At 68.3% G+C, this 22,650-nt stretch carries 28 protein-coding genes; 15 read left to right on the top strand and 13 right to left on the bottom strand.

Annotation, left to right across the window (positions count from 1 at the left end; genetic code table 11):
* Window positions 1–3: 3 nt before the first annotated feature.
* Window positions 4–267 (bottom strand): hypothetical protein, encoded by a 264-nt coding sequence (locus tag I5803_RS03225; RefSeq protein WP_196984977.1) that lies wholly within the window; start codon window positions 265–267, stop codon window positions 4–6.
* A gap of 130 nt (window positions 268–397) precedes the next feature.
* Window positions 398–730, bottom strand: coding sequence for a hypothetical protein (locus I5803_RS03220; RefSeq protein ID WP_196984976.1), 333 nt, complete (start codon window positions 728–730; stop codon window positions 398–400).
* Between the two features lie 107 nt (window positions 731–837).
* Between I5803_RS03220 and I5803_RS03215 the strand changes: the two genes are divergently transcribed.
* Window positions 838–1,062: a hypothetical protein gene (locus I5803_RS03215; protein ID WP_196984975.1), complete on the top strand. Its 225-nt coding sequence runs from the start codon at window positions 838–840 to the stop codon at window positions 1,060–1,062.
* Here I5803_RS03215 and I5803_RS03210 read toward each other — a convergent pair.
* The gene (locus I5803_RS03210; RefSeq protein WP_196984974.1) at window positions 1,034–1,243 is read right to left on the bottom strand and encodes a hypothetical protein; all 210 of its coding nucleotides are present in this window, start codon (window positions 1,241–1,243) and stop codon (window positions 1,034–1,036) included. The two genes, I5803_RS03215 and I5803_RS03210, sit on opposite strands and share 29 nt — an antisense overlap.
* An 88-nt stretch (window positions 1,244–1,331) precedes the next feature.
* Here I5803_RS03210 and xth point away from each other — a divergent pair, with 88 nt between their 5' ends.
* From xth to I5803_RS03195, 3 genes are all read left to right on the top strand, one after another.
* Window positions 1,332–2,156, top strand: a complete 825-nt coding sequence (xth, locus tag I5803_RS03205; protein ID WP_435520837.1) for an exodeoxyribonuclease III — start codon at window positions 1,332–1,334, stop codon at window positions 2,154–2,156.
* Between the two features lie 7 nt (window positions 2,157–2,163).
* Window positions 2,164–2,901 (top strand): glutathione S-transferase, encoded by a 738-nt coding sequence (locus tag I5803_RS03200; protein WP_196984972.1) that lies wholly within the window; start codon window positions 2,164–2,166, stop codon window positions 2,899–2,901.
* 117 nt (window positions 2,902–3,018) lie between these two features.
* The gene (locus tag I5803_RS03195) at window positions 3,019–4,059 is read left to right on the top strand and encodes a response regulator (RefSeq protein WP_196984971.1); all 1,041 of its coding nucleotides are present in this window, start codon (window positions 3,019–3,021) and stop codon (window positions 4,057–4,059) included.
* 5 nt (window positions 4,060–4,064) lie between these two features.
* Here the strand turns inward: I5803_RS03195 and I5803_RS03190 are convergent, their stop codons facing one another.
* The gene (locus tag I5803_RS03190; RefSeq protein ID WP_196984970.1) at window positions 4,065–4,616 is read right to left on the bottom strand and encodes a DUF924 family protein; all 552 of its coding nucleotides are present in this window, start codon (window positions 4,614–4,616) and stop codon (window positions 4,065–4,067) included.
* 124 nt (window positions 4,617–4,740) lie between these two features.
* On the opposite strand from I5803_RS03190, the gene I5803_RS03185 reads away from it, so the two are divergent.
* The 3 genes from I5803_RS03185 (at window position 4,741) to I5803_RS22370 (ending at window position 7,882) form a co-directional block, all read left to right on the top strand.
* Entirely contained in the window at window positions 4,741–5,193 is a 453-nt protein-coding gene (locus I5803_RS03185) for a CHRD domain-containing protein (protein ID WP_196984969.1), read from the top strand.
* A gap of 67 nt (window positions 5,194–5,260) precedes the next feature.
* Entirely contained in the window at window positions 5,261–7,546 is a 2,286-nt protein-coding gene (locus I5803_RS03180) for a YgiQ family radical SAM protein (protein ID WP_196984968.1), read from the top strand.
* Between the two features lie 129 nt (window positions 7,547–7,675).
* The gene (locus tag I5803_RS22370) at window positions 7,676–7,882 is read left to right on the top strand and encodes a KGG domain-containing protein (protein ID WP_196988441.1); all 207 of its coding nucleotides are present in this window, start codon (window positions 7,676–7,678) and stop codon (window positions 7,880–7,882) included.
* A gap of 1 nt (window position 7,883) precedes the next feature.
* Here I5803_RS22370 and I5803_RS03170 read toward each other — a convergent pair whose 3' ends face one another.
* The 5 genes from I5803_RS03170 to I5803_RS03150 form a co-directional block, all read right to left on the bottom strand.
* A complete protein-coding gene (locus I5803_RS03170; protein ID WP_196988440.1) occupies window positions 7,884–9,047 on the bottom strand; it encodes an MFS transporter in 1,164 nt (387 codons plus the stop codon).
* Window positions 9,048–9,151: 104 nt separating this feature from the next.
* Window positions 9,152–9,379 (bottom strand): CsbD family protein, encoded by a 228-nt coding sequence (locus tag I5803_RS03165; protein ID WP_196984967.1) that lies wholly within the window; start codon window positions 9,377–9,379, stop codon window positions 9,152–9,154.
* A gap of 112 nt (window positions 9,380–9,491) precedes the next feature.
* Window positions 9,492–9,866 (bottom strand): BON domain-containing protein, encoded by a 375-nt coding sequence (locus I5803_RS03160; RefSeq protein ID WP_196984966.1) that lies wholly within the window; start codon window positions 9,864–9,866, stop codon window positions 9,492–9,494.
* Complete coding sequence (ku, locus tag I5803_RS03155) at window positions 9,863–10,852, bottom strand: non-homologous end joining protein Ku (RefSeq protein ID WP_196984965.1); 990 nt, start codon at window positions 10,850–10,852, stop codon at window positions 9,863–9,865. Before ku ends, I5803_RS03160 begins: the two co-directional genes overlap by 4 nt.
* 88 nt (window positions 10,853–10,940) lie before the next feature.
* The gene (locus tag I5803_RS03150; RefSeq protein ID WP_196984964.1) at window positions 10,941–11,114 is read right to left on the bottom strand and encodes a hypothetical protein; all 174 of its coding nucleotides are present in this window, start codon (window positions 11,112–11,114) and stop codon (window positions 10,941–10,943) included.
* Between the two features lie 139 nt (window positions 11,115–11,253).
* On the opposite strand from I5803_RS03150, the gene I5803_RS22305 reads away from it, so the two are divergent.
* Window positions 11,254–12,066, top strand: a complete 813-nt coding sequence (locus I5803_RS22305; RefSeq protein ID WP_196984963.1) for a beta/gamma-crystallin — start codon at window positions 11,254–11,256, stop codon at window positions 12,064–12,066.
* A 3-nt stretch (window positions 12,067–12,069) separates the two neighbouring features.
* Here I5803_RS22305 and I5803_RS03140 read toward each other — a convergent pair whose 3' ends face one another.
* Window positions 12,070–12,972: a CoA transferase gene (locus tag I5803_RS03140; protein ID WP_196984962.1), complete on the bottom strand. Its 903-nt coding sequence runs from the start codon at window positions 12,970–12,972 to the stop codon at window positions 12,070–12,072.
* A gap of 117 nt (window positions 12,973–13,089) precedes the next feature.
* Between I5803_RS03140 and I5803_RS03135 the strand changes: the two genes are divergently transcribed.
* Window positions 13,090–14,067: a tripartite tricarboxylate transporter substrate-binding protein gene (locus I5803_RS03135; RefSeq protein ID WP_196984961.1), complete on the top strand. Its 978-nt coding sequence runs from the start codon at window positions 13,090–13,092 to the stop codon at window positions 14,065–14,067.
* Window positions 14,068–14,071: 4 nt separating this feature from the next.
* Here the strand turns inward: I5803_RS03135 and pobA are convergent, their stop codons facing one another.
* Complete coding sequence (pobA, locus tag I5803_RS03130; RefSeq protein ID WP_196984960.1) at window positions 14,072–15,247, bottom strand: 4-hydroxybenzoate 3-monooxygenase; 1,176 nt, start codon at window positions 15,245–15,247, stop codon at window positions 14,072–14,074.
* A gap of 136 nt (window positions 15,248–15,383) precedes the next feature.
* Here pobA and I5803_RS03125 point away from each other — a divergent pair, with 136 nt between their 5' ends.
* The 6 genes from I5803_RS03125 (at window position 15,384) to I5803_RS03100 (ending at window position 20,615) form a co-directional block, all read left to right on the top strand.
* A complete protein-coding gene (locus tag I5803_RS03125; protein WP_196984959.1) occupies window positions 15,384–16,139 on the top strand; it encodes an IclR family transcriptional regulator domain-containing protein in 756 nt (251 codons plus the stop codon).
* Window positions 16,140–16,219: 80 nt separating this feature from the next.
* The gene (locus tag I5803_RS03120; protein WP_196984958.1) at window positions 16,220–17,212 is read left to right on the top strand and encodes a sulfate ABC transporter substrate-binding protein; all 993 of its coding nucleotides are present in this window, start codon (window positions 16,220–16,222) and stop codon (window positions 17,210–17,212) included.
* Window positions 17,209–18,063: a sulfate ABC transporter permease subunit CysT gene (gene cysT, locus I5803_RS03115; RefSeq protein WP_196984957.1), complete on the top strand. Its 855-nt coding sequence runs from the start codon at window positions 17,209–17,211 to the stop codon at window positions 18,061–18,063. Before I5803_RS03120 ends, cysT begins: the two co-directional genes overlap by 4 nt.
* Entirely contained in the window at window positions 18,060–18,944 is an 885-nt protein-coding gene (gene cysW / locus I5803_RS03110; protein ID WP_196984956.1) for a sulfate ABC transporter permease subunit CysW, read from the top strand. The genes cysT and cysW overlap by 4 nt, the downstream gene beginning before the upstream one ends.
* The gene (locus I5803_RS03105) at window positions 18,941–20,062 is read left to right on the top strand and encodes a sulfate/molybdate ABC transporter ATP-binding protein (RefSeq protein WP_196984955.1); all 1,122 of its coding nucleotides are present in this window, start codon (window positions 18,941–18,943) and stop codon (window positions 20,060–20,062) included. Before cysW ends, I5803_RS03105 begins: the two co-directional genes overlap by 4 nt.
* 25 nt (window positions 20,063–20,087) lie before the next feature.
* A complete protein-coding gene (locus I5803_RS03100; protein ID WP_196984954.1) occupies window positions 20,088–20,615 on the top strand; it encodes a disulfide bond formation protein B in 528 nt (175 codons plus the stop codon).
* On the opposite strand, the gene I5803_RS03095 is transcribed toward I5803_RS03100, so the two are convergent.
* Both I5803_RS03095 and I5803_RS03090 read right to left on the bottom strand, forming a co-directional pair.
* Window positions 20,604–21,953: an erythromycin esterase family protein gene (locus tag I5803_RS03095; RefSeq protein ID WP_196984953.1), complete on the bottom strand. Its 1,350-nt coding sequence runs from the start codon at window positions 21,951–21,953 to the stop codon at window positions 20,604–20,606. The two genes, I5803_RS03100 and I5803_RS03095, sit on opposite strands and share 12 nt — an antisense overlap.
* A 19-nt stretch (window positions 21,954–21,972) precedes the next feature.
* On the bottom strand, window positions 21,973–22,641 hold the full coding sequence (locus I5803_RS03090) for a phosphoribosyltransferase (protein WP_196984952.1): 669 nt from the start codon (window positions 22,639–22,641) through the stop codon (window positions 21,973–21,975).
* Window positions 22,642–22,650: the final 9 nt, after the last annotated feature.

The raw sequence follows: 22,650 nt of genomic DNA, 5'->3' as shown, positions 1-22,650 counted from the left end.
GCGTCAGTAACGGCGCGGATTGTCCGGGCGCGCGTCGTACCGGTTCGGCACGCCGTCGCCGTCACGGTCGCGGCGGTCGCCGTAGTAGCGATAGGCGGGGCGCTGCTCGATCACGACCGCGCTGCTGCCGTAACCGTAGCCGCTGCCATAGCCATAGGCCGGGCCGCTGCTGTAGTAGGCCGATCCGTAGGTGCCGCCGCCGTAGCCGACGCAGCCCGTGAGGCCGGCGACGCCGACCAGCGCGAGGGGAAGCAGGAACTTTCTCATGGGGGTCTCCTTGAGGGTTGCGGACGGTGCCCGCATGCACTCATTGAACGCCCGGCGCGTGTCGGCGAGGTGTCGGCCATGTAGACGGACCATGTCGGCCTGTGTCGTCTTGTTGTGCAGGCGGGGGCCCTCAGGGGCAGCTCACCAGGCCGCCCTGCTGCAGGCACGGGCCGCGCGGCCCCAGCAGCAGCGGGCCCTGGCTGTTGAGCCGGCGGCTGTTGCTGTCCCAGCACCCGGAGGTGTCGCAGGAGGTGATCGCGGCGGGGCGCGGCATCTCCACCGCGGGAGGCGCGGGTGCGAGGGACGGCATCGCCAGCGGCCGCACGGGCGCGATCACCGGCGGGGGCACGCGCACCGGGGTGTCGGGCGCGCCGGTCCGCGCGGGAGTATCCGGTTCCGGCTGGGCTGACGCGCAGGGCGGCAGCAGCAGGGCAAGGCATGAAAGCGTCAGGGCGAGGCGCATGGGGTGTTGGAGTGCGGGCGTCACATTCGGTTCACGCGGCGCTGTCCGACAAATGGCCGCGCCGGGCGCGCCGTAAGCTGGCCCCATCGACTCAGAAGGAGGCCGCCATGCCATACCTCAGACGGGGCACGAGCCCGAGTCGCGCGAAGCGCGGCGATGCACCGATGCGATCGCCTCCCCCGCGCAGCGACTCCGCCGACAACAGCGCGAGCGAGCTGATCGAATCGCCGCGCACGAAAAAGCGCGATCCGCTGGATGCGCACGACTTCGCCGATGGCGGTGGCGGCGGGGGCGCCTCCGCCTTCAGTCGCGAGAAGGTGAAGGGTCCTTGAGGAAACCCGCCGCGTTGATGTCTTCCCCCGGCTTGCCGGCCACGGGCTTGGCGGCTTCCTTCTTTCCGGGAACTTCGTAGCGCCGAGGGGAGGCCGGCCCGCGCGGCCTGGATGCCTGGGGCGCGGCGTCCGGGTCGATCCTGTCGGCGTTGGCGGCTTCGGTGCTGAAACGGATGGGCATGATGGAGCCATGATGCGCCGCCTGCTTCGACACGGATGTAGGACTGCGCCTTCTGCGCGGCGGGCCGCGGTGCGCGATGATGCGTGCGATGCGAATCGCCACCTTCAACGTCAACGGAATCAAGACCCGCCTTGCGCACCTGCTCCAGTGGCTGGAGCGGGAGCAACCGGATGTCGCCTGCCTCCAGGAACTCAAGGCTCTCGACGGATCCTTCCCGCGCCAGGAACTGCTCGACGCCGGCTACCACGCAATCTGGAAGGGGCAGCAATCCTGGAACGGCGTCGCGATCCTCGCGCGCGGCATCGAGCCGCTGGAGGTGAGGCGCGAGCTGCCCGGGGACCCTGACGACTCGCACAGCCGCTACCTCGAGGCGGCCGTGGACGGCGTGATCGTCGCCTGCCTGTACCTGCCCAACGGCAACCCGCAGCCCGGCCCCAAGTTCGACTACAAGCTCGCGTGGTTCGAGCGTTTCATCGAGCACGCCGCCTCGCTCTACAAGTCGGGCCATCCGGTCGTGATGGCGGGCGACTACAACGTGGTGCCGACGGACTTCGACATCTACAACCCGCGCTCCTGGCTGAAGGATGCGCTGCTGCAGCCGGAAAGCCGCGCCTGCTACCAGCGCCTGCTCGACCAGGGCTGGGTCGATTCGATCCGCCATCTCCATCCGGACGAGGCGATCTTCACGTTCTGGGACTACTTCCGGAAGCACTGGGAGCGTGACGCCGGGTTGCGCATCGACCACCTGCTGCTGAACGCGGAGCTCGCGCCGTGCCTGGTGGACGCGAACGTCGACCGGTGGGTGCGCGACCTCGAAAAGCCCAGCGACCACGCGCCCACCTGGATCGAGCTGGACATGACCCGGCTCGGCAAGAAAAAGCCGGCCGCGCGCAAGAGGGCGAAGAAGGCGTGAGGACGGCATGAGCTACCAGCTGCACTATTGGCCAGGCATCCAGGGCCGCGGCGAATTCGTGCGGCTCGCGCTGGAAGCCGCAGGCGCGGACTATGTCGACGTCGCGCGCGGCGAGGGGCGAGGGCAGGGTGTGCCCGCGATGACGCGCTTCTTCGAGGACGAGTCGATCGCCCGGCCGCCCTTCGCGTGCCCCTTCCTGGTCGACGGCAAGAAGGTGATCGCCCAGAGCGCCGCCATCCTGCTGTACCTCGGCCCTCGCCTGGGGCTGGCCGGCAAGTCGGAGGCCGACCAGTTGTGGACGCACCAGATCCAGCTCACGATCGCGGACCTCGTGAGCGAGGCGCACGACACGCACCATCCCGTGGGCGCGGGGCTCTACTACGAGGACCAGAAGAAGGAGGCGCTGAGGCGCGCGGGCGAGTTCCGCAAGGAGCGCATCCCAAAGTTCCTGCGCTGGTTCGAGGCGATCCTGGAGCGCAATCCGCGCAACGCGAAGCGCAAGGACCCGCATCTCGTCGGCGCGAAGCTGAGTTATGCGGACTTGTCGCTCTTCCAGGCTGTGGAAGGGCTGTACTACGCGTTCCCAAAGGCCACGAAGCGCGCAATGAAGAAGGCGCCGCTCGTGGGGGCCCTGCATGACGGCGTGGCCCGCCATCGCCGCATCGCGGCCTACCTCGCGAGCGAGCGGCGCATTCCGTTCAACGAGGACGGCATCTTTCGCAGGTATCCCGAACTCGATGGGTAGCTTTTCCGGGCACGCCGGGCCCCTAGGAAATTTCCCTAAGGCGGCGTCCAGTTTTGCCTAGTGGCGCTTTCCTTGCGCATGGTCTCATTCTGTTACCAATCAACCCCGAGGGTGACCATGAGCCAGAACCAGCAAACCGAGTCGACCAAAGTCCCGCGCATCCTTGTCGTCGACGACATGCCGGACAACCTGTTCCTCATGAACGGCCTCTTCGAGGACCGCTACGACGTGGTGCAGGCGGCGTCGGGCAAGGACGCGCTTCGCGTGCTGATGTCGGCCAACCCGCCCGACATGGTGCTGCTGGACATCATGATGCCGGACATGGATGGCTACGAAGTGCTGCGTCGCATCCGCCAGCACCCGCCCACAGCGAACATCCCGGTCATCTTCCTCACCGCGCTCGCGACGCATCACGACGAGCGGCTGGGGCTGGACCTCGGCGCCGTCGACTATCTGACCAAGCCGGTGGATCCGGGCCAGGTGGTGCTGCGCGTGGACGCGCACGTGCGCGCGACCGAGCGCTCGCGCCGCATCGAGGCACTTTCGGAAAAACTCGCGCGCCACCTCCCGCCGCAGGAGTGGCAGGCCCTCTTCCACGGCGATGGCACGCACGGCATCGAATTCGAATCGCGGCAGCTCACCGTCCTGCATGCGGAGCAGGGCGAGCAGCGCCTGTGGAACGAGCGCGAGCGCGAAAGCTTCGCCGCGGAAGCCGAATGGCTGGCGATGCGCCATGGAGGACACGTGGACCATTTCATCGACGGCGCCGCGGCGATCTGGTTCGACGACCCGGCCGCGTGCGTGAAGATGGCGATGGAGCTGCAGCGCAGCGCGCAGGACCTGCACGTGCGCATGGGCATCCACACCGGCGTGGGCGAGATCGGCACCTTCCGCTGCGGCTTCCAGGTCGCGAGCACGCTCGTCGGGCCGGCCACGCGCATGGCCGCGCAGGTCGCCGCCACGGCGGCCACGGGCAGCATCGCGGTGTCCCCCGAAACGTATGAGCTGGTGCGCGATTCGGTGGAAGCCGACACCTCCGGCTGCCTGCTGATGGAAGAGTACTTCCACGACTCCGACCTGGCGCAGGTGAGCCTCACGCCCGCGCCGCAAAAGGGCGGCCACGCCCTGAGCACCTTCGCGGGGCTCGGGATCCTCTGAGCGCCTCAGCCGGCGAAGCCGCCTTCGTCGAGGAAGCGCTGCTCCTCCTGCGTGGTGCTTCGTCCCAGCACCGCGTTGCGGTGCGGGAAGCGGCCGAATCTCGCGATGATGTCGCGATGCATGAGGGCGAAGCGCTGGTGCTCGCCGCCCAGCGCCTGCGTGAGTGCCACGGCGCGATCCTGATCCGCGAGCGCCTCCGAATGCATCAACGGGAGATAAAAGAAGTTGCGCAGCTCGGGGGGGACCTGCACGTCCCATCCCGCAGCCAGCGACTGCCGCGCGATGTCGCGGGCCTTGCCGTCGGTCGCGAACATGCGCGGCGTGCCGCGAAAGCTGTTGCGCGGAAACTGGTCGAGCAGGATCAGCAGGGCCAGCGCCCCCTCGGCGCTTTGTGCCCAGCCGTCCAGTTCGCCGCGCGCGGCCGCCTCGTGCCGGGCGAGGAAGGCGCCGCGGAAGCGGTCATCGAAAGCAGCATCCTTCTTGAACCACTTCGACGGTCCGGCCTCGCGCCAGAACGCGAGCACAGGTGCCCAAGCCTTGTCGGGTGAGGAAGTCATCGCGACATTCTGCTCGGTCGGGCGAGCTCATCCGTGAACTTCCCTTGCACCGGGTATGTCCTAGCGTGGGTGGCATCGCCACGTGTCGAGAATCACCTGCCCGATATCCAACCTGGAGAAACACATGAAAAAACGCCACGCCGTCCTGCGACTCGCTGCACTCGCCGGTGCGCTCACCCTCGGCCTCGCGGGCTGCGCGCAGATGGGCATGGGTTCCAGCATGCAGGTCTACAAGGCCACGCTCTCGGGAGCGCAGGAAGTGCCTGCCAATGACAGCAAGGGCACGGGGACCGCCGAGCTTCGCGTCGACACGAAGAACAACGAGATGACGTGGAAGGTCAGCTTCAGCGGCCTGAGCGGTCCCGCCACCGCGGGCCACATCCACGGCCCGGCGCCGGCCGGCAGGAACGCAGGGGTGCTGGTGCCCTTCGCGGGCGTTCCCAACGCGACCTCGGCCGAGGGCAAGACCTCGCTCACGCCGGCCCAGATGGCCGAACTCGCGGCAGGCAACTGGTACGTCAACATCCACACGGCCAAGCACCCCGGGGGCGAAATCCGGGGCCAGCTGCAGAGGTAGCAATACCCTTAGAAGTGGCTTTCTGGGGTAGCCGAAAGTACAATCGCGGGTTCCCCCCAGAGAGCCCATGAACGCCCCCGTCGACGTTTCCTTTTTCGCGCGCGCCGCCAAGCCGATCACCAGCTACCGCAAGTACTGGGCGTCGCGTTTCGGCACGGCGAAATTCCTGCCGACCACGCGCGCCGAAATGGACGCGCTGGGCTGGGACAGCTGCGACGTCATCGTCGTCACGGGCGACGCCTACGTGGACCACCCCAGCTTCGGCATGGCGGTGATCGGCCGCGTGCTCGAGGCGCAGGGTTTCCGCGTGGGCATCATCGCCCAGCCGGACTGGCAAAGCGCCGAGCCGTTCAAGGCCCTCGGCAAGCCGAACCTGTTCTTCGGCGTCACGGCCGGCAACATGGATTCGATGATCAACCGCTACACCGCGGACCGCAAGATCCGAAGCGACGACGCCTACACGCCCGGCGACGTCGGCGGCAAGCGGCCGGACCGCGCATCGCTCGTCTACTCGCAGCGCTGCCGCGAGGCCTTCAACGACGTGCCGATCATCATGGGCGGCATCGAAGGCAGCCTGCGCCGCATCGCGCATTACGACTACTGGTCGGACAAGGTGCGCCGCTCCATCCTCGTGGACGCGAAGTGCGACCTGCTGCTGTACGGCAACGCCGAGCGCGCGATCGTGGAGATCGCGCACCGGCTGGCCGCGAAGGAGCCGGTGCAGCAGATCACGGACGTACGCGGCACCGCGTTCTTCCGCCGCGAAACTCCGCAAGGCTGGATCGAAATCGATTCGACTCAGGTCGACCAGCCGGGCCGCGTGGAGGACCACATCAACCCGTACCTCACGACGTCGGACCAGGCGAAGGCGCAGGGCGAGACGTGCGCGAAGGAGGAGGGCACGGGCGCCCCCGCCGAAGCCCCCCACGCGCTCACCTTCGTTCCCAATCCCCGCATCAAGCTCAATCGCGACCGCACCGTGATCCGCCTGCCGTCGTACGACCAGGTCAAGGGCGACCCCGTGCTGTACGCCCACGCCAACCGCGTGCTGCACCTGGAGACGAACCCGGGCAACGCGCGCTCGCTCGTGCAGGCCCACGGCGACCGCGACGTGTGGCTCACGCCGCCGCCCATCCCGCTGACCACCGCCGAGATGGACTACGTGTTCGGCCTGCCGTATGCGCGCAGCCCGCATCCGCGCTACGCGGACGAGAACGGCAGCCATGAGCACGCGACCAAGATTCCCGCCTGGGAGATGATCCGCTTCTCGGTGAACATCATGCGCGGCTGCTTCGGCGGCTGCACCTTCTGCTCGATCACCGAGCACGAAGGCCGCATCATCCAGAGCCGCAGCGAAGACTCCGTGATCCGCGAGATCGAGGAGATCCGCGACAGGATTCCCGCGTTCACCGGCGTCATCTCGGACCTCGGCGGGCCGACGGCGAACATGTACCGCATCGGCTGCAAGTCCCCGGAGATCGAGGCCGCGTGCCGCAAGCCGAGCTGCGTGTACCCGGGCATCTGCTCGAACCTGAACACCGACCACTCCGCGCTGATCCACATGTACCGCCGCGCGCGGGCGTTGAAGGGCGTGAAGAAGATCCTCATCGGCTCGGGCCTGCGCTACGACCTCGCGGTGCAGTCGCCCGAGTACGTGAAGGAGCTCGTGCAGCACCACGTCGGCGGCTACCTGAAGATCGCGCCCGAGCACACCGAGCAGGGGCCGCTCACGAAGATGATGAAGCCGGGCATCGGCAGCTACGACAGGTTCAAGGCGATGTTCGAGAAGTACAGCGCCGAGGCGGGCAAGAAGCAGTACCTCGTGCCGTACTTCATCGCCGCGCACCCGGGCACGAGCGACGAGGACATGATGAACCTCGCGCTCTGGCTCAAGAAGAACGGCTTTCGCGCCGACCAGGTGCAGACCTTCTATCCGAGCCCCATGGCCACGGCGACCGCGATGTACCACTCCGGCCGCAATACGCTGCGCAAGGTGCGCCGCACGGCCACCGACGAAGACACCGTGGACATCGTGCGCGGCGAGCGGCGCCGCCGGCTGCACAAGGCCTTCCTGCGCTATCACGACGCGAACAACTGGCCCCTCCTGCGCGAGGCGCTCAAGGCGATGGGCCGCGCCGACCTGATCGGCAACGGCAAGCACCACCTGATCCCGTCGTTCCAGCCGGTGACGGACGGCAGCTACCAGAGCGCGCGCCGCAAGAACTCGACGCCGCTCGCCGCCCGGCCCGCATCGCCTGCCAAAGGGCGCCTGCTGACCCAGCACACGGGGCTGCCGCCGCGCGTCACGGGAAGCGCCAAACCCCCTGCCAAGGCCTTGCGCAAGCCACGCTGACGGGAAGCTGAAGGCCTTTCCTTCAGTTGACAGCCTCATCCGGACATCATGGTGAGGCGCCGTCCTACACGAGGACGGCTGAGCTTGGCTCAGGATCAGCTTCCCATTCATCGAAAAAGCGAGTTCGCAATGCAGGAAATCATCACCACCGCCGCTCCGCAAGAACAGCGCCGTCCCCGCGGTTTCGCCGCGATGTCGCCGGAGAAGAAGCGCGAGATCGCCAGCCTGGGTGGCCGCGCCGCCCACGCCTCCGGCCGTGCGCACCAGTTCAGCAGCGAAGAAGCCCGCGCCGCCGGCAAGAAGCGTCACCAGCGCGCCGAGAGCCCTTCGACCTGATCTAGGCCCGTTCCGCCCGCAGCCGCAAGGCGCGGGCGAACCACCAGCCCGTCAAGGGCAGCAAGGCCGCGGGCACCGCCAGCAATGGCGCGGCGCCCAGCCGGTCGAACACCCAACCCGACACGCTGACACCGGCCGCCTGGCCCGTGAACAGGCAGAACGCGAACAGCGACACGGCCGTCCCGCGCGCCTGCGGCGCCATCTGAGTCGCGTGCGTCTGCAGCGTGTTGTGGAAGAGGTAGGTCCCGAATCCCACCAGCAGCGCCACGGGAGCGGCGACCTGCCACCACGGCGAAGCGAACCACGCCGCGAAGCCCAGCCCCATCAGCACACCCCCCGTCGCGACCATGCGCCGTTCGCCGAAGCGCTGGACGATGCGGCGTGCCGTCATGGCGTACACGAGGCCGCCTGCGGCATAGAGCGCGATGGCCGCGGATGCGACCGACAGCGTGATGCCGAAACGCGCGTGCAGGTACGCCGGCAGGAAAGCCAGCGGGCCCAGCAGCAGCATGCCTTCGAGCAGCGCGGCGATGAGCACGTAGCGCGACCAGGGCATGGCCAGCACGGAGGCGAGCTGCCTGCCGAACGGCTGCGCGGCGTGCGATGACGCGGGCGCGGCCACCTGGGAGCGCACGCGGACCAGCACCAGGAGCCCGACGACCGCGTAGCCGGCGGCCAGCGTGCCGAAGGCGCCGCGCCAGCCCGCGGCGGAATCGGCGAAGAGGCCGCCCGCCAGCTGACCCGCCATCATCCCGGACAGGGTGCCCGTGAGAAGGCGGGCGAGGGTGGCCTGCCGTTCTGCATACGGCACGGCGTCGCCGATCCAGGCCATCGCGAGCGGCACCACGCCCGCCGCGGCCATGCCCCACACCATGCGCGTGCCCACGAGGAAGCCGAAGCCCGGCGAGAAGACGCAGGCGGCGGCTCCCGCGGCGCAACCGAAGAGGGCGACGCAGACCATGCGCGCCTTGCCGTAGCGGTCGCCGAGCGGACCGAACACCAGCTGCATCAGGCCATAGGCCACGGCGAAGCCGATGATGACCTGGCCGGCGGTGCCGGGCGTCACCTGGAAATCGCTCGCGAGGCGGGGGATGAGCGAGTCGCACACCCGCAGCGCCGCGCCGCTGAAGAAGCACGCGAAGGCGAGGAGCGTTTGGGTGGACAGGCCCCCGGAAGGGGGAGGCGTGGAAACGCCGCCCTGGGGCGGCGTTGGAGGGACTGCGGGAGAGGTCAAGCAGGGAGCTTAACAAACCCCCGCGGGGCGCATCGTCAGATCTTGTCGTTGCGCCGGATGTCCGACTTCAGGTCCGACTTGATGTCGTCGGCGGCATCGGACACGGTGTCCTTCGCGTCGCCGTAGTTCTTCTGCACCTTGCCGGCCTGCTCCTTGGCGTGGCCCTTGGCCTCCTGGGAATCGTTGCCGGTGACGCGGCCCACATGTTCCTGCACCTCGCCTGCGGCTTCCTTGAGACGGCCCTTGACTTGATCCTTGTTCATGCTGAACTCCTTTTCGGTTGGAAGGATTCAGCCTAACGCCGGGCTGGGCCCGGCTGTGCGGGAGCGGCGCGTCCCTGCGCGTGCGTCACGGACTACACGCCTGCGCACGCGCTCAGACGGCTGAGACACTTTCGCCGAAACCGCTGGGGTCGCTCAGGGTGGCGAGCGCATTGCGAACCCGCCGCACACCGGGCACCCGCGTCAGCTGCACGAGCAGGCCGTCGAGTTCCCCCGAAAGCACCTGTCCGCTGACGCGGACTTCGCCCTCGTGCACTTCCACCTCGATCGCGCGCGGATGGCTCACGAGCTCATCGAGCCTGGCGCGCACGTCCTTGCGCAGCCGCGCATCGTCGGCAGGCCGCGCGGACACGGGCACGAGGCGCGTGCCGCGCGGCGCCAGGAGCATGCTGCCGGCCCACCAGGTGACGGCGGCGCCCGCGGCGAAGGAAAGGAGGAGGGTGAGGGTGTCGTCTTTCTTCATCGTCATGCGGCCTTCTTGCGGGGTTTGGCTTTGACGCTCGCGCTGGCGCGGGGCTTGGTCTTCGCGGCGGCAGCGGCACGCGTGCGCGACGGGGTCTCGTCGTTGGCGGCCTTGCGCCGCGAGGGGGGCTTGCGGGCCGGCGTTTCGGCTTCGGCCTCGTCCGCCTCGTCGTTCGCGGCGCCCTTGCCGCCGCCCTTGCGCAGGCTGCGGCGCAGGAGCTCGGTGAGGTCGATGATGTCGGCGCTGGACTGCATCTCCTCGCCCTCGATGGGCTTCACGATGTGCTCGCCCTTGCCGGCCTTGACCTTCGCTTCCACGACCTTCTCGAGCTTCTCCCGGAATTCATCGTGGAAGGACTCGGGCTTCCACTTGTCGGCGAGCTCGGTCACGAGCTGCTCGGCCATCTTCAATTCCTTCGGCGACACGTGCGCGTCGTCGCCCTTGGGCAGCGGCAGGCCTGCGGTGTCGCGCACCTCGTCGTGCCAGCGCAGCAGCTCCAGCACGAGGCCGTCCTCGGCGGGGAACAGCGCAGCCAGGTGCTGCCGGGTGGAAATCACCACCTTCGCAAGGCCCACCTTCCCAGTCTTGCGCAAGGTCTCGAGCAGCAGCAGGTAGGGCTTGTTGCCCTTGGCTGCCGGGGCGACGTAGTACGGCTTGTTGTAGTAGGTGCTGGGGATCTGCCCCGCGTCGATGAACGATTCGATCTCGATCGTCTGGGTCGACTTGGGCAGCGCCGCCTTGATCTCTTCGGGCGTGACGACCACGTACTGGTCTTTCTCGTACTCGAAGCCCTTGACGACGTCTTCCTTTTGCATCGCCTTGCCGGTGGACTTGTTCACCTGCTGGTTGCCCACGGGGTTCATGGAGCGTTTGTCCAGCAGGTTGAATTTCAGCCGGTGCTCCTCGGTGGCCGAGTGGAGCGTGACGGGGATGTAGACGAGACCGAAGCTGATCGCGCCTTTCCAGAGGGTTCGTGTGCTTGAGGGTGCCATGCCAGCACCCTACGCCAACGCAGCGCCCCGGTTGTAGGACGGCGCTGGAAGCCGGTGTGCGGCGGTCAGCCGCCCCGGCCCGCTCTGCTCAACCGCCCTTGTGGGGACGCTTGCCCGGGTTCTTCTTGCTGCGGGTGGCGGTGCCGCGCTCGAGGCTGACCTTCTGGCCCTGCCCCTTGCGCTGCTTGGTCGCGATGCCTTCCTGCACTTTCACTGCCGGGGTGCGCTTGCGGTCTGCTTCGGTGACGATCTTGTTGCCCATGAAGGAATCTCCAGTTACTTAAATTTGCAAACCCGACATTAGGCCATAGTCGGATGTCGCGCGTTGATTGGTGAGGATGTCTTACACAGCCGTTGCCCCTGATGGCCTAAGGTGGATGTCTCAACAGGAGAAAACAACCATGAACTTCAAACTCAAAGCGGTGCTCGGCGCCGCCGCCGTGGTCCTGGGATCGCAGGCGATGGCCCAGGTCACCTTCTACGAGCACGACGGCTACCGCGGCCGGTCCTTCACGACCGACCAGCCCGTGCGCAACATGAGCCGGGCAGGCTTCGGCGACATGGCCAGCTCCGTGGTCGTCCAGCGCGGCCGCTGGGAAGTTTGCGACCAGCCCCGTTTCGAAGGCAATTGCATGGTCCTGCGCCGCGGCAGCTACGCCTCCCTGCGCGACATGGGCATGAACGACCGCGTCTTCTCGGTCCGCAAGGTCGATGATCGCCGCGTGTACCGCAACGAAGCGCCGGAACCCGTCGCCGTGATTCCCGCCCCCGCGCCGGAATTCCGCCGCCGCCCGCAGGAACGCCTGTTCGAAGCGCCGATCAGCTCGGTGCACGCCATCGTCGGCCCGCCGAACCAGCGCTGCTGGGTGGAGCGCCAGGCCGTGACGCAGGGCAACCAGCCCAACGTGGGCGGCGCCATCGTGGGCGGCCTGCTGGGCGGCATCATCGGCCACCAGATCGGCGGCGGCTCCGGCCGCGACGCGGCGACGGGTGTCGGCGCCGTTGCAGGCGCGGCCATCGGCGCGAACACCGGCGGCGGCAGCACGGTCCAGGGGTACAACGACGTGCGCCGCTGCGAGAACGTCGCCAGCACGACGCCGGCGTACTACGACGTCGCCTACGTCTTCCGCGGCGTGGAACACCACGTCCAGATGACCGAAGCGCCGAGCCGCCAGACCGTCATGGTCAACGACCGCGGCGAACCGCGCCAGTAAGGCTCAGGCCGGTCCCGCTGCCATCGTGTGCAGCGGGATGTCCTTCTCCATCGCCAGCCTGTCCAGCTCCCCGCACGTGCGGGTGGCCAGGAAGGCTGCGATGGTTTCGTGCGTGGCGGGCGCGAACATCGCGCGCATGTCGCTCGCGGGCACTCCCGCGGCGGCGCACAGTGCCGCCGCGAAATGCGGCTCCAGGGCCGCCACCGCCACCCGTCCATCCTTGCACGCGTAGACCCGGTAGCCGGCGTGCGCGCCACCTACCGACCCGCCGGGCTGCGTCAACCCCCATTGCCTCGGCAGCGCGAGATACGCCGCTGCATCGGACAGGGCGACCTCGATCAGCACGCCTTTCGGATGCGTGTCGCCGCTGCCGGCGTACCGTTCGCTCTGCAGGAGCGCTGCGCGCAGCACGGCTTCGCTGGCCATCAGGGAACCGCTCATGTCCGCGTAGAGCGTGGCGGGGAGCTCCAGCCCGGGAACGAGGCCGTTGTCCGCGAGATACGTGAGGTCGTGCCCCGGCTCCTCCGCGCGCGCGCCCGGCGCCCCGACGATGGCGACCTGGCACAGCGACGGGTACGCGGTGTGCAGCTGCTTCCACCCGAGCCCGAGCTTGTCCAGCGCCGAGGGCCGGAAGGAGGTGAGCAGCACATCCGCGCGTGCCAGTTCGCGATGCAGCGTCTTCTGGCCCTCGCCGGACTTGAGGTCCGCGGCGATCACTTTCACGCCCTCGTGCATCCGGGCATACGCGGGCGGGTTGTAGAGCCCCATCGGATCGCCCGAGGGCGGCTCGAGCTTGGTGCAGGTCGCGCCCATGCCGCGGCAGCGCATGAGCGCGGCGGGGCCGGGGAGGTTGAGCGCGAGGCTGAGGATGCGGACGCCGTGGAGGACGGCAGGGGATTGCGCCATGGGCAGGGAATTCGTGAACGGTTGCGCGCAAGACTAGCAGAGCGGCGCGCCCGGGAACATACCGATTCCCGCTGCGCGGGCCTGGGCTACGCTGGCCGGCATCCACAGGAGATCACCATGAATCTGCGTCGCCGTTGTCTCGCCGCCGGGCTGTGCGTCCTGGCTGCCTCCGCGTCCCTGGCCCAGTCCGCATGGCCCGCCAAGCCCGTCACGCTGGTGGTGCCCTTCGCCGCGGGCGGGCCGACGGACGTCGTCGCGCGCACGCTGGGCGTGTCCATCGGCAAGACGATCGGCCAGACCGTCGTCATCGAGAACAAGCTCGGGGCGGGCGGCACCGTCGCCGCAGCGTACGTCGCGAGGTCCGCGCCGGACGGCTACACCTTCTTCATCCACCACAACGGGATGGCGACGTCGACGGCGCTCTATCGCAAGCTCTCGTACAACGCGCTCACCGACTTCGAGTACGTGAGCCAGGCGGTCGAGGTGCCGATGACGATGCTCGCGCGCAAGGACTTCCCCGCCAACAACTTCCAGGAGTTCGCTGCCTACGTGAAGGCGAACCAGTCCAAGATCAACCTCGCGAACGCCGGCCTCGGCGCCGTGTCGCAGCTGTGCGGGATGATGTTCGAGCGCGCGCTCGGCGTGAAGCTCACCGCCGTCCCGTTCCAGGGCACCGCCCCCGCGATGAACGCGCTGCTCGGCGGCCAGGTCGACATCCTGTGCGACCAGACGACGCAGACCATCCCGCAGATCAAGGCAGGCAACGTGAAGTTCTACGGCGTCACGACGAAGAGCCGCATCAAGGCGCTGCCCGATGCGCCGACGTTGGCCGAGCAGGGCCTCAAGGACTTCGAGGTCGTCGTATGGCACGGCATCTACGCGCCCAAGGGCACGCCCAAGCCGATCCTCGACAAGATGAACCAGGCGATCCGCATTGCACTGAAGGACCCGCAGGTGGTCGCGCGCATGACCGAACTCGGCGCGGAAATCGTCGGCGAAGACAAGCTGACGCCGGAATCGCTGCAGGTGTGGCTGAAGGCGGAGATCGACAAGTGGGGGCCGATCATCAAGGCGACGGGCACGTTTGCGGATTGAGGCCCTACAGCGGCAACCCCACGTAGTTTTCCGCGAGCGCCGTCGACGCAGCGGCGGAGCCCACCAGGTAGTCCAGCTCCGCCTCCTGCAGCTTCTGCCCGAAGTCGCCCGTCTCCGGGAAGCGGTGCATGAGAGAAGTGAACCACCACGAGAAGCGTTCGGCCTTCCAGACGCGGCGAAGGCACTTCTCGGAATAATGATCGACGCCCGCGCGCGACCGTTCCCTGTAGAACTCGATGAAGGCCGACGACAGGTACTTCACGTCCGACGCCGCGAGGTTCAAACCCTTCGCGCCCGTCGGCGGCACGATGTGCGCGGCGTCCCCTGCGAGGAAAAGGCTGCCGAAGCGCATCGGCTCCGCGACGAAGCTGCGCAGGGGCGCGATGCTCTTCTCGAGCGACGGCCCCGTGACGAGATGGTCGCGTGCCTCGGGATCGAGACGGCTGCGCAGCTCGGCCCAGAACGCGTCGTCGCTCCAGTTCTCCACCTTCTCGTCCGAAGGCACCTGCACGTAGTAGCGGCTGCGGGTCGGGCTGCGCATGGAACAGAGTGCGAAGCCACGCTCCGTGTTCGCGTAGATCAGCTCGTGCGACACGGGCGGCACGTCGGCGAGGATGCCCAGCCAGCCGAAGGGATAGACCTTCTCGTAGGTCTTGAGCGATGCCTGCGGCACGCTCGCGCGGCTCACACCGTGGTAGCCGTCGCAACCCGCGATGAAGTCGCATTCGATCTCGTGCGGTTGCCCATCCTTCACGTAGCGCACCCGCGGGTGCGCGCCGTCGAAGCCGTGCAGCGTCACGGTGTCGCCGGCGTCGTAGACCGTCTCGAGTCCCTCCGCCCGGCGGGCGTCCATGAGGTCGTGCGTGACCTCGGTCTGGCCGTAGACCGTCACCGTCTTGCCGCCGGTAAGCTGCTGCATGTCGATGCGGTGCCGCGCGCCCTTGAAGAGCAGCTCGATCCCGCCGTGCACCAGGCCCTGCCTGTGCATGCGCGCGCCGACGCCGCATTCGTCGAGCAGGTCGCAGGTGACCTGCTCCAGCACGCCCGCGCGGATGCGCCCCAGCACATAGTCCGCGCTCTGCCGCTCGATGATGATGTTGTCGATGCCGGCCTTGAACAGCAACTGGCCGAGCAGCAGGCCCGAGGGGCCGGCGCCGACGATGGCGACCTGGGTGCGCATGATGGGTACTCCTGGGTCGCAGCGTAGGCGCTGCGCGCGCCCGCGCCAAGGACGATCGGGCGGGTCTGTGCGATCATTGCGCCGTTTGCGCGATCACCGCGCAAACGCTCCGTGTTCGCGCCGCGAGGATGACCGCATGATCGCCAGGGCAGACTTCATCGAGGGCATGGCCAAGGGCCTGGCCGTGCTGGAAAGCTTCGACACCGAACGCCAGCGCCTCAATGCCACGCTGGCGGCCCAGCGCGCCGGCATCACGCGCGCGGCGGCCCGTCGCCACCTGCTGACGCTCGCGCACCTGGGCTACCTGGAAACCGACGGCTCGTATTTCTGGCTCGCGCCCAAGGTGTTGCGCTTCTCGGGCAGCTACCTGGCCTCCGCCCGGCTGCCGCGGGTGATCCAGCCCACGCTCAACCGGCTCGCCGCGCAGACTGCGGAGTCCTTCTCGGCGGTGGTGCTGGATGGCGACGAGGTGGTCATCGTCGCGCGCAGCGGCTCGACGCGCGTCCTGGCCTATGGCCTGCACCTGGGGGCGCGCCTGCCCGCGCACGCCACCTCGACAGGGCGGGTTCTGCTCGCCGCGATGCCCAAGGCCCGGTTCAACGCCTGGATGAAGGGCCGCGAGCTCGCGCGGCTCACGGCCCACACCACGGTCGATCCTCGGAAGTTCAAGGCCGTCGTCGAGGCGGTGCGCGAGCAGGACCTCTGCGTGGCCAGCGAGGAGCATGAACTGGGCGTCCATGCCCTGGCCGTTCCCCTGCGCAACATGCAGGGGCACACCGTGGCCGCGCTCAACGTGGTGGCGGCGCCCCAGCGGCTGGAGGCCCGCCAGATGCAGCGCGACCTGCTGCCGCTGCTGCTGGAGGCCGCCCGGGAGCTGCGACCTTTGTTGTAAGGCCTTATAGGCCTGGGCGCATGAGCTAACAACAAGACGGTCGTTGGGAGGGCGCCTGCGCGCCCCAAAATCGGAGGAACATGAAAACCTCGCTCAAGACCCTCCTCGCCGCCGCCGCCTTCGCGGCCAGCGGCCTCGCTTCCGCGCAGACCCTGCTCAACGCGTCCTACGACGTGGCGCGCGAGTTCTACAAGGATTACAACGCCGCCTTCATCGCCCACTACAAGAAGACCACGGGCAAGGACGTCAAGATCGACCAGGCCCACGGCGGCTCCAGCGCGCAGGCGCGTGCCGTCGCCGACGGCCTCGATGCAGACGTGGTCACCATGAACACGACCACCGACGTGGACTTCCTCGCCGAGCGCGGCGTGGTCGCCAAGGACTGGGCGAGCAGATTCCCGGGCAACGCGTCGCCGACCTCGTCGACCATGCTGTTCCTGGTGCGCAACGGCAACCCCAAGGGCATCAAGGATTGGGACGACCTCGTCAAGCCCGGCGTCGGCGTGGTCGTGGTGAACCCCAAGACCGGCGGCAACGGCCGCTACGCCTACCTGGCGGCGCTCGGCTACCTGAAGAAGAAGGGCGCGACCGAGGCGCAGCAACAGGAATTCCTGTCGAAGCTGTACAAGAACGTGCCGGTGCTGGCGCGCGGCGGCCGCGATGCGACCACGGCCTTCCTGCAGCGCAACACGGGCGACGTGCTCATCACCTTCGAATCGGAAGTCGAATCGGTCAACAAGGAATTCGGCGCCGACAAGGTGGACGTGGTCTACCCGTCGATCAGCATCGTGGCCGAGAACCCGGTCGCGGTCGTCGAGCGCACGGTGGCGAAGAAGGGCACCGCGGAGCTCGCGAAGGCCTACCTGCAGTACCTGTACTCCGATGAAGGCCAGGAGATCGCGGCGAAGCACTCGATCCGCCCGCACTCCGCCGCCGTCCTGAAGAAGTACGCGTCGACCTTCAAGCCGATCAAGCTGTTCACCGTGCAGGAGCTGTACGGCTCGCTCGCCGAGGCGCAGAAGGTCTACTTCAACGACGGCGGGCAGTTCGACAAGATCTACACCGTCAAATGAGCGCGGCTGCCGCGGTGCCCGCGACGGGCGCGAACCGCAAGGTCCTGCCGGGCTTCAACCTCACGCTCGGATACACGCTGCTGTACCTGAGCCTGATCGTCCTCATCCCGCTCTCGGCGCTGGTCCTGAAGACCTTCACCCTGAGCTGGGACCAGTTCTGGGCCGCCATCAGCTCGCCGCGCGTGGTGGCCTCGTACCGGCTTACCTTCGGCGCCTCGTTCATCGCGGCGCTCGTGAACGTGGTTTTCGGGCTGCTGGTGGCCTGGGTGCTGGTGCGCTACACCTTCCCGGGCAAGAAGATCATCGACGCACTGGTCGACCTGCCTTTCGCCCTGCCGACGGCGGTGGCGGGCATTTCGCTCACCGCGCTGCTCGCGGGCAACGGATGGATCGGCCAGTACCTCGAGCCCCTGGGCATCAAGCTCGCGTTCAACCCCAACGGCGTCGTCATCGCGCTGATCTTCATCGGCCTGCCGTTCGTGGTGCGCACGGTGCAGCCGGTGCTGGAGGAGGGCGAGCGTGAACTTGAAGAAGCCGCGATGTGCCTGGGCGCCACGCGCCTGCAGACGTTCACGCGTGTGATCTTTCCGTCGATCGCGCCGGCCCTGCTCACGGGCTTCGCGATGGCATTCGCGCGCGCGATCGGCGAGTACGGCTCGGTGATCTTCATCGCGGGCAACATGCCCATGGTCTCGGAGATCACCCCGCTGGTCATCATCGGCAAGCTGGAGCAATACGACTATGCGGGCGCGACTGCCGTGGCCGTGGTGATGCTGGCGCTGTCCTTCGTGCTGCTGCTCGTGATCAACGCGCTGCAAGGCTGGCAGCGCCGGCGGTCGGGGGGAACATGAGCTCGCTCGCGACCAAGCGCATCGTCACGAGCGAATCGGCATGGGTGCGGCGCACGCTGATCGGCATCGCGCTGGTGTTCATCGTGCTGTTCCTGGTGCTGCCGCTCGCGGCGGTGTTCACCGAGGCATTGCGCAAGGGCGTCGGCGCCTATCTCGAAGCGCTGAAGGAGCCCGACGCGTGGTCGGCCATCAAGCTGACGCTGATCACGGCCGCGATCGCGGTGCCGCTCAACCTCGTGTTCGGCATCGCCGCGGCCTGGTGCATCGCGAAGTTCGAGTTCCGCGGCAAGGCCTTCCTCACCACGCTCGTGGACCTGCCGTTTTCGGTGTCGCCCGTGGTGGCGGGCCTGATCTACGTGCTCATGTTCGGCGCGCAGGGCTGGTTCGGCCCGTGGCTGGCGGCGCACGACATCAAGATCATCTTCGCGGTCCCGGGCATCGTGCTCGCGACGGTCTTCGTGACCTTTCCCTTCATCGCCCGCGAATTGATCCCGCTGATGCAGGCGCAGGGCAACGACGAGGAGCAGGCGGCCATCGTGCTGGGCGCCAACGGCTGGCAGACTTTCTGGTACGTCACGTTGCCCAACATCAAGTGGGGCCTGATCTATGGCGTGATCCTGTGCAACGCGCGCGCGATGGGCGAGTTCGGCGCGGTGTCGGTGGTGTCCGGGCACATCCGGGGGCAGACCAACACGATGCCGCTGCACGTGGAGATTCTGTACAACGAGTACCAGTCGGTCGCGGCGTTCGCGGTGGCATCGCTGCTCGCCTTGCTGGCGCTGGTGACGCTGGCGATCAAGTCGGTGGCGGAGTGGCGGCAGGAACGCGAGATGCGGGCGGCGAATGAAGCGCCCCCAGAAAATCCCGGAGTGACATCATGAGTATCGAAATCCGCAATGTCAGCAAGCAGTTCGGCGACTTCCATGCGCTGCGCGATGTCTCGCTGGACATCGAATCCGGCGAGCTGATCGCGCTGCTCGGCCCGTCGGGCTGCGGCAAGACCACGTTGCTGCGCATCATCGCGGGGCTGGAGACGGCGGACGCGGGCAGCATCCTCTTCTCGGGCGAGGACACGACCTCCGTGCACGTGCGCGAGCGCCAGGTCGGCTTCGTGTTCCAGCACTATGCGCTGTTTCGCCACATGACGGTGTTCGAGAACGTCGCCTTCGGCCTGCGCGTCAAGCCGCGCGGGCAGCGGCCGGGCGAAGCGCAGATCCAGAAGAAGGTGCATGACCTGCTCGGCCTGGTGCAGCTCGACTGGCTGGCCGACCGGTTTCCCTCGCAGCTGTCCGGGGGGCAGCGCCAGCGGATCGCATTGGCACGTGCGCTGGCGGTGGAACCCAAGGTGCTGCTGCTCGACGAGCCTTTCGGCGCGCTCGATGCCAAGGTGCGCAAGGAACTGCGCCGCTGGCTGCGTCGCCTGCACGACGAGCTGCACGTCACCAGCATCTTCGTCACGCACGACCAGGAAGAGGCCCTCGAGGTCGCGGACCGCGTCGTGCTGATGAACGCCGGCAAGATCGAGCAGGTCGGCTCGCCCCAGCAGGTCTGGGACCACCCGGCCAGCCCCTTCGTCTACGGTTTCCTCGGCGACGTGAACACCTTCCACGGCCGCGCCCACCAGGGCGAGGTGCACATGGAGGGCATCCAGTTCGACGCGCCCGAACACGCCGACGCGCAGAACGCCAAGGCCTTCGCCTATGTGCGCCCGCACGACCTCGACGTGCAGCGCTATTCGCCGGGCGAGGGCCTGGACGCCGAGGGCCGCCCGCGCGGGATCGTGGTCCAATTGAGCCGGGCCATCGTCGTCGGGCCGATCGCGCGGCTGGAACTTATTCCCGCCAACGACCACCAACCGGCGGGGAGTGGGCCCGAGAGCCAGGACGCCATCATCGAAGCGCAGATTCCCGCGCAGTTGTTCAACGAGATGGCGTTCAAGGAGGGCGAGACGCTGGTGGTGACGCCGCGCCGCGCCCGTGTGTTCGTCGAAGGCGCCTGACACCGGGCGTCGCGGGGGAAGTGAATTGATCGATTGGTTGGATACCTCGCCGCGGCGCGTGCTGGGCCTCGTCGCGGCGGCCTGCGTCGCCATGCTGGCCTTCGGGCTGTACCTGCAGCACGTCGTGGGGCTGGAGCCCTGCCCGATGTGCATCGTCCAGCGCTACGCGCTGGTGCTGGTGGCGTTGGCGGCAGGGCTCTCCGCATCGTTTCCCAGGCGCGGCGCCTGGGTCGCGGGCAGCGCCGTCATGCTGGTGGCCGCGGGCTTCGGCGCCTTCGTCGCGGCGCGCCAGAGCTGGCTGCAGTGGTACCCGCCCGAGACCGCCTCCTGCGGGCGCGACTTCTACGGGATGATCGAGACCTTCCCGCTCAAGCGCGCGATCCCGCTGATCTTCAAGGGCTCGGGCGATTGCACCAAGATCGACTGGACCTTCCTCGGCGGCTCGATCGCCAACTGGTCCTTCCTGTGCTTCTGCGCCTTCGCGCTCGTGGCGCTGTGGCTGCTGGCACGCCTCGTGAAGCGCAGCGACCCCGCGCCCCTGCTACAGGGCTGACGGGTAGGTTTCCGGGGGCTCCCAGGACGGCCAGGACTCGCCGGGATCCAGCGGCTCGAGCGCGCGGGTTTCATCGATGTGGATCATCGCGTCGAACTGCCCGCCCAGGCGGGTCATGAAGTAGTGGCTTTGCCGCTCCGTCTCCGGGCGGTAGATCACCCCGATCGCGCGCTGCAGGCGCTGCTTCGCATCGACCAGGTCGCGCAGCGCCGCGTTCCCGCGCAAGGGCAGCAGGAAGCGCGCTTCCCCGGTGCGATGGAAGATGTCTTCCCAGCTGTCCGGCAGGCCATCGCGCACGCGCTTGCGCTGCGGGGGCTCGTCCCAGTCGGACGTGGCCGTGACGCTGCCGCGGTGCGTGCTGAACCCGATGAGCACCGCGTCCTGCCCCATGCGTTCGCGCATGAGCTGACCGACGTTCCATTCGCCCATCTCCCCCATCTCCGTGGCGGCGGCGTCGCCCAGGTGCGAGTTGTGGGCCCATACGGCGATGCGCGGCGGGACGTTCGCGTCGGTCAGGTGCCGGCGCAGCGCCACCAGCGTCTCCACCATGTGGCTGTCGCGCAGGTTCCACGAAGACACGCGGCCGCGGAACATGGTGCGGTAATACTCCTCGGCATTGCGCACGAGGCGCGCGTTCTGCTGCGCGAAGAAGGCCTCGTCGCGCTCCATTCCCGCGACGGGCGCGAACCGCGCGACGAGGCTGTTCATCGCGCGCAGCTGCTGCACCGCCTCGTCCTCGCAGCTCGGCGTGAGACCGTAGCTCGCGCCGTAGCCGTAGGCCTGGCTGTCCTCGCGCGCGTGGTCGAAGCAGGCGTAGCGCGCCTTCGCGCGGCGTGCTTCCTCGGGATCGACGCGCGCAAGGTAGGCCAGCACGGCCTGGATCGAGCCGAAGAGGCTGTAGAGGTCGATGCCGTAGAAGCCCACCTGGTCGTGGCCGGGGCGCGAGCGGTTGTAATCGCGCAGCCATTCCACGAAATCGCGCACTTCGGTGTTTCGCCACATCCAGGCGGGGAAGCGCTTGAAGCCCGAGAGCGCCGCGTTCGCGTCCACGTCGTCCGTGGCGCCGCGCACGTACCGGTTGACGCGCCAGGCATCGGGCCAGTCGGCCTCCACCGCGATGGCGCCGAATCGCTTCTCGGCGATGAGGCGCTGCGTGATGCGGATGCGTTCGGCATAGAACTCGTGCGTGCCGTGCGACGCCTCGCCGATCAGCGCGAAATGGGCATCCCCGATGAGCGCGAGCAGCGGATCGTAGTCGTTCGCGGCCCCGCGCAGCGGCACCAGGTGCCCGCGAAGCCGTGCCGCGACGCCGCCGTCGAGGTGGGAGGGCGGATTCATGACAGACATGGGACCACCTTCAATGCGGCGCGGCGCGGTGCTCGCGCCGCGCGCTGTCCAGCAGGCTCCGCACTTCGTCGTCGGTGGCCTGCGGAAATGACCGGTACCAGGCGCCCACGGCATGGAACGGCATGGGCGTCGCGGCGCAGACGAGCTCGTCCACCAGCGGGCGGAGTTCCTCGCAGGACTCTTTCGCGCCCACCGGCACGGCGATCGTGATGCGCAGCGGATGCTGCTGGCGTATCGCTTCCACAGCCGCGCGCATCGTGGCGCCGGTCGCCAGCCCGTCGTCGACCACGATCACGTCCCGGCCGCGCAGCGATATCGCGGGCCGCTCGCCGCGATAGAGCAGTTCGCGCCGGCGCAATTCGTCCTGCTCGCGCGCCACGACACGGGCGATCGCCTCGGGCGGCACGTCGATCCCGGGCAGGGGGTTCATCACACGGATGCCGCCGCTGGCGATGGCGCCCATCGCGTATTCCTCGTGACCGGGAAAGCCCAGCTTGCGCACGACGAAGATGTCCAGCGGGGCGTGAAGTGCGCGGGCCACTTCGGCGGCCACCGCAACGCCACCACGCGGCAGGCCCAGCACCAGCAGGCCGGGCCGCTCGCGCCAGTTCATCAGGCGCTGGGCGAGCGCGCGCCCCGCCTCGGCGCGGTCGGCAAAGGGCACGCGGGCCTCGTCCATCCGGCCAGT

It is taken from the genome of Caenimonas aquaedulcis, assembly GCF_015831345.1.
Classification (GTDB): domain Bacteria; phylum Pseudomonadota; class Gammaproteobacteria; order Burkholderiales; family Burkholderiaceae_C; genus Ramlibacter; species Ramlibacter aquaedulcis.
This window is presented reverse-complemented; position numbering and strand designations above follow the sequence as displayed.

Coding starts and splice junctions, on each gene's coding strand:
- I5803_RS03225 (WP_196984977.1), bottom strand. CDS start 267: ATGAGAAAGTTCCTGCTTCCCCTCGCGCTGGTCGGCGTCGCCGGCCTC.
- I5803_RS03220 (WP_196984976.1), bottom strand. CDS start 730: ATGCGCCTCGCCCTGACGCTTTCATGCCTTGCCCTGCTGCTGCCGCCC.
- I5803_RS03215 (WP_196984975.1), top strand. CDS start 838: ATGCCATACCTCAGACGGGGCACGAGCCCGAGTCGCGCGAAGCGCGGC.
- I5803_RS03210 (WP_196984974.1), bottom strand. CDS start 1,243: ATGCCCATCCGTTTCAGCACCGAAGCCGCCAACGCCGACAGGATCGAC.
- xth (WP_435520837.1), top strand. CDS start 1,332: ATGCGAATCGCCACCTTCAACGTCAACGGAATCAAGACCCGCCTTGCG.
- I5803_RS03200 (WP_196984972.1), top strand. CDS start 2,164: ATGAGCTACCAGCTGCACTATTGGCCAGGCATCCAGGGCCGCGGCGAA.
- I5803_RS03195 (WP_196984971.1), top strand. CDS start 3,019: ATGAGCCAGAACCAGCAAACCGAGTCGACCAAAGTCCCGCGCATCCTT.
- I5803_RS03190 (WP_196984970.1), bottom strand. CDS start 4,616: ATGACTTCCTCACCCGACAAGGCTTGGGCACCTGTGCTCGCGTTCTGG.
- I5803_RS03185 (WP_196984969.1), top strand. CDS start 4,741: ATGAAAAAACGCCACGCCGTCCTGCGACTCGCTGCACTCGCCGGTGCG.
- I5803_RS03180 (WP_196984968.1), top strand. CDS start 5,261: ATGAACGCCCCCGTCGACGTTTCCTTTTTCGCGCGCGCCGCCAAGCCG.
- I5803_RS22370 (WP_196988441.1), top strand. CDS start 7,676: ATGCAGGAAATCATCACCACCGCCGCTCCGCAAGAACAGCGCCGTCCC.
- I5803_RS03165 (WP_196984967.1), bottom strand. CDS start 9,379: ATGAACAAGGATCAAGTCAAGGGCCGTCTCAAGGAAGCCGCAGGCGAG.
- I5803_RS03160 (WP_196984966.1), bottom strand. CDS start 9,866: ATGACGATGAAGAAAGACGACACCCTCACCCTCCTCCTTTCCTTCGCC.
- ku (WP_196984965.1), bottom strand. CDS start 10,852: ATGGCACCCTCAAGCACACGAACCCTCTGGAAAGGCGCGATCAGCTTC.
- I5803_RS03150 (WP_196984964.1), bottom strand. CDS start 11,114: ATGGGCAACAAGATCGTCACCGAAGCAGACCGCAAGCGCACCCCGGCA.
- I5803_RS22305 (WP_196984963.1), top strand. CDS start 11,254: ATGAACTTCAAACTCAAAGCGGTGCTCGGCGCCGCCGCCGTGGTCCTG.
- I5803_RS03140 (WP_196984962.1), bottom strand. CDS start 12,972: ATGGCGCAATCCCCTGCCGTCCTCCACGGCGTCCGCATCCTCAGCCTC.
- I5803_RS03135 (WP_196984961.1), top strand. CDS start 13,090: ATGAATCTGCGTCGCCGTTGTCTCGCCGCCGGGCTGTGCGTCCTGGCT.
- pobA (WP_196984960.1), bottom strand. CDS start 15,247: ATGCGCACCCAGGTCGCCATCGTCGGCGCCGGCCCCTCGGGCCTGCTG.
- I5803_RS03125 (WP_196984959.1), top strand. CDS start 15,384: ATGATCGCCAGGGCAGACTTCATCGAGGGCATGGCCAAGGGCCTGGCC.
- I5803_RS03120 (WP_196984958.1), top strand. CDS start 16,220: ATGAAAACCTCGCTCAAGACCCTCCTCGCCGCCGCCGCCTTCGCGGCC.
- cysT (WP_196984957.1), top strand. CDS start 17,209: ATGAGCGCGGCTGCCGCGGTGCCCGCGACGGGCGCGAACCGCAAGGTC.
- cysW (WP_196984956.1), top strand. CDS start 18,060: ATGAGCTCGCTCGCGACCAAGCGCATCGTCACGAGCGAATCGGCATGG.
- I5803_RS03105 (WP_196984955.1), top strand. CDS start 18,941: ATGAGTATCGAAATCCGCAATGTCAGCAAGCAGTTCGGCGACTTCCAT.
- I5803_RS03095 (WP_196984953.1), bottom strand. CDS start 21,953: ATGAATCCGCCCTCCCACCTCGACGGCGGCGTCGCGGCACGGCTTCGC.
- I5803_RS03090 (WP_196984952.1), bottom strand. CDS start 22,641: ATGGACGAGGCCCGCGTGCCCTTTGCCGACCGCGCCGAGGCGGGGCGC.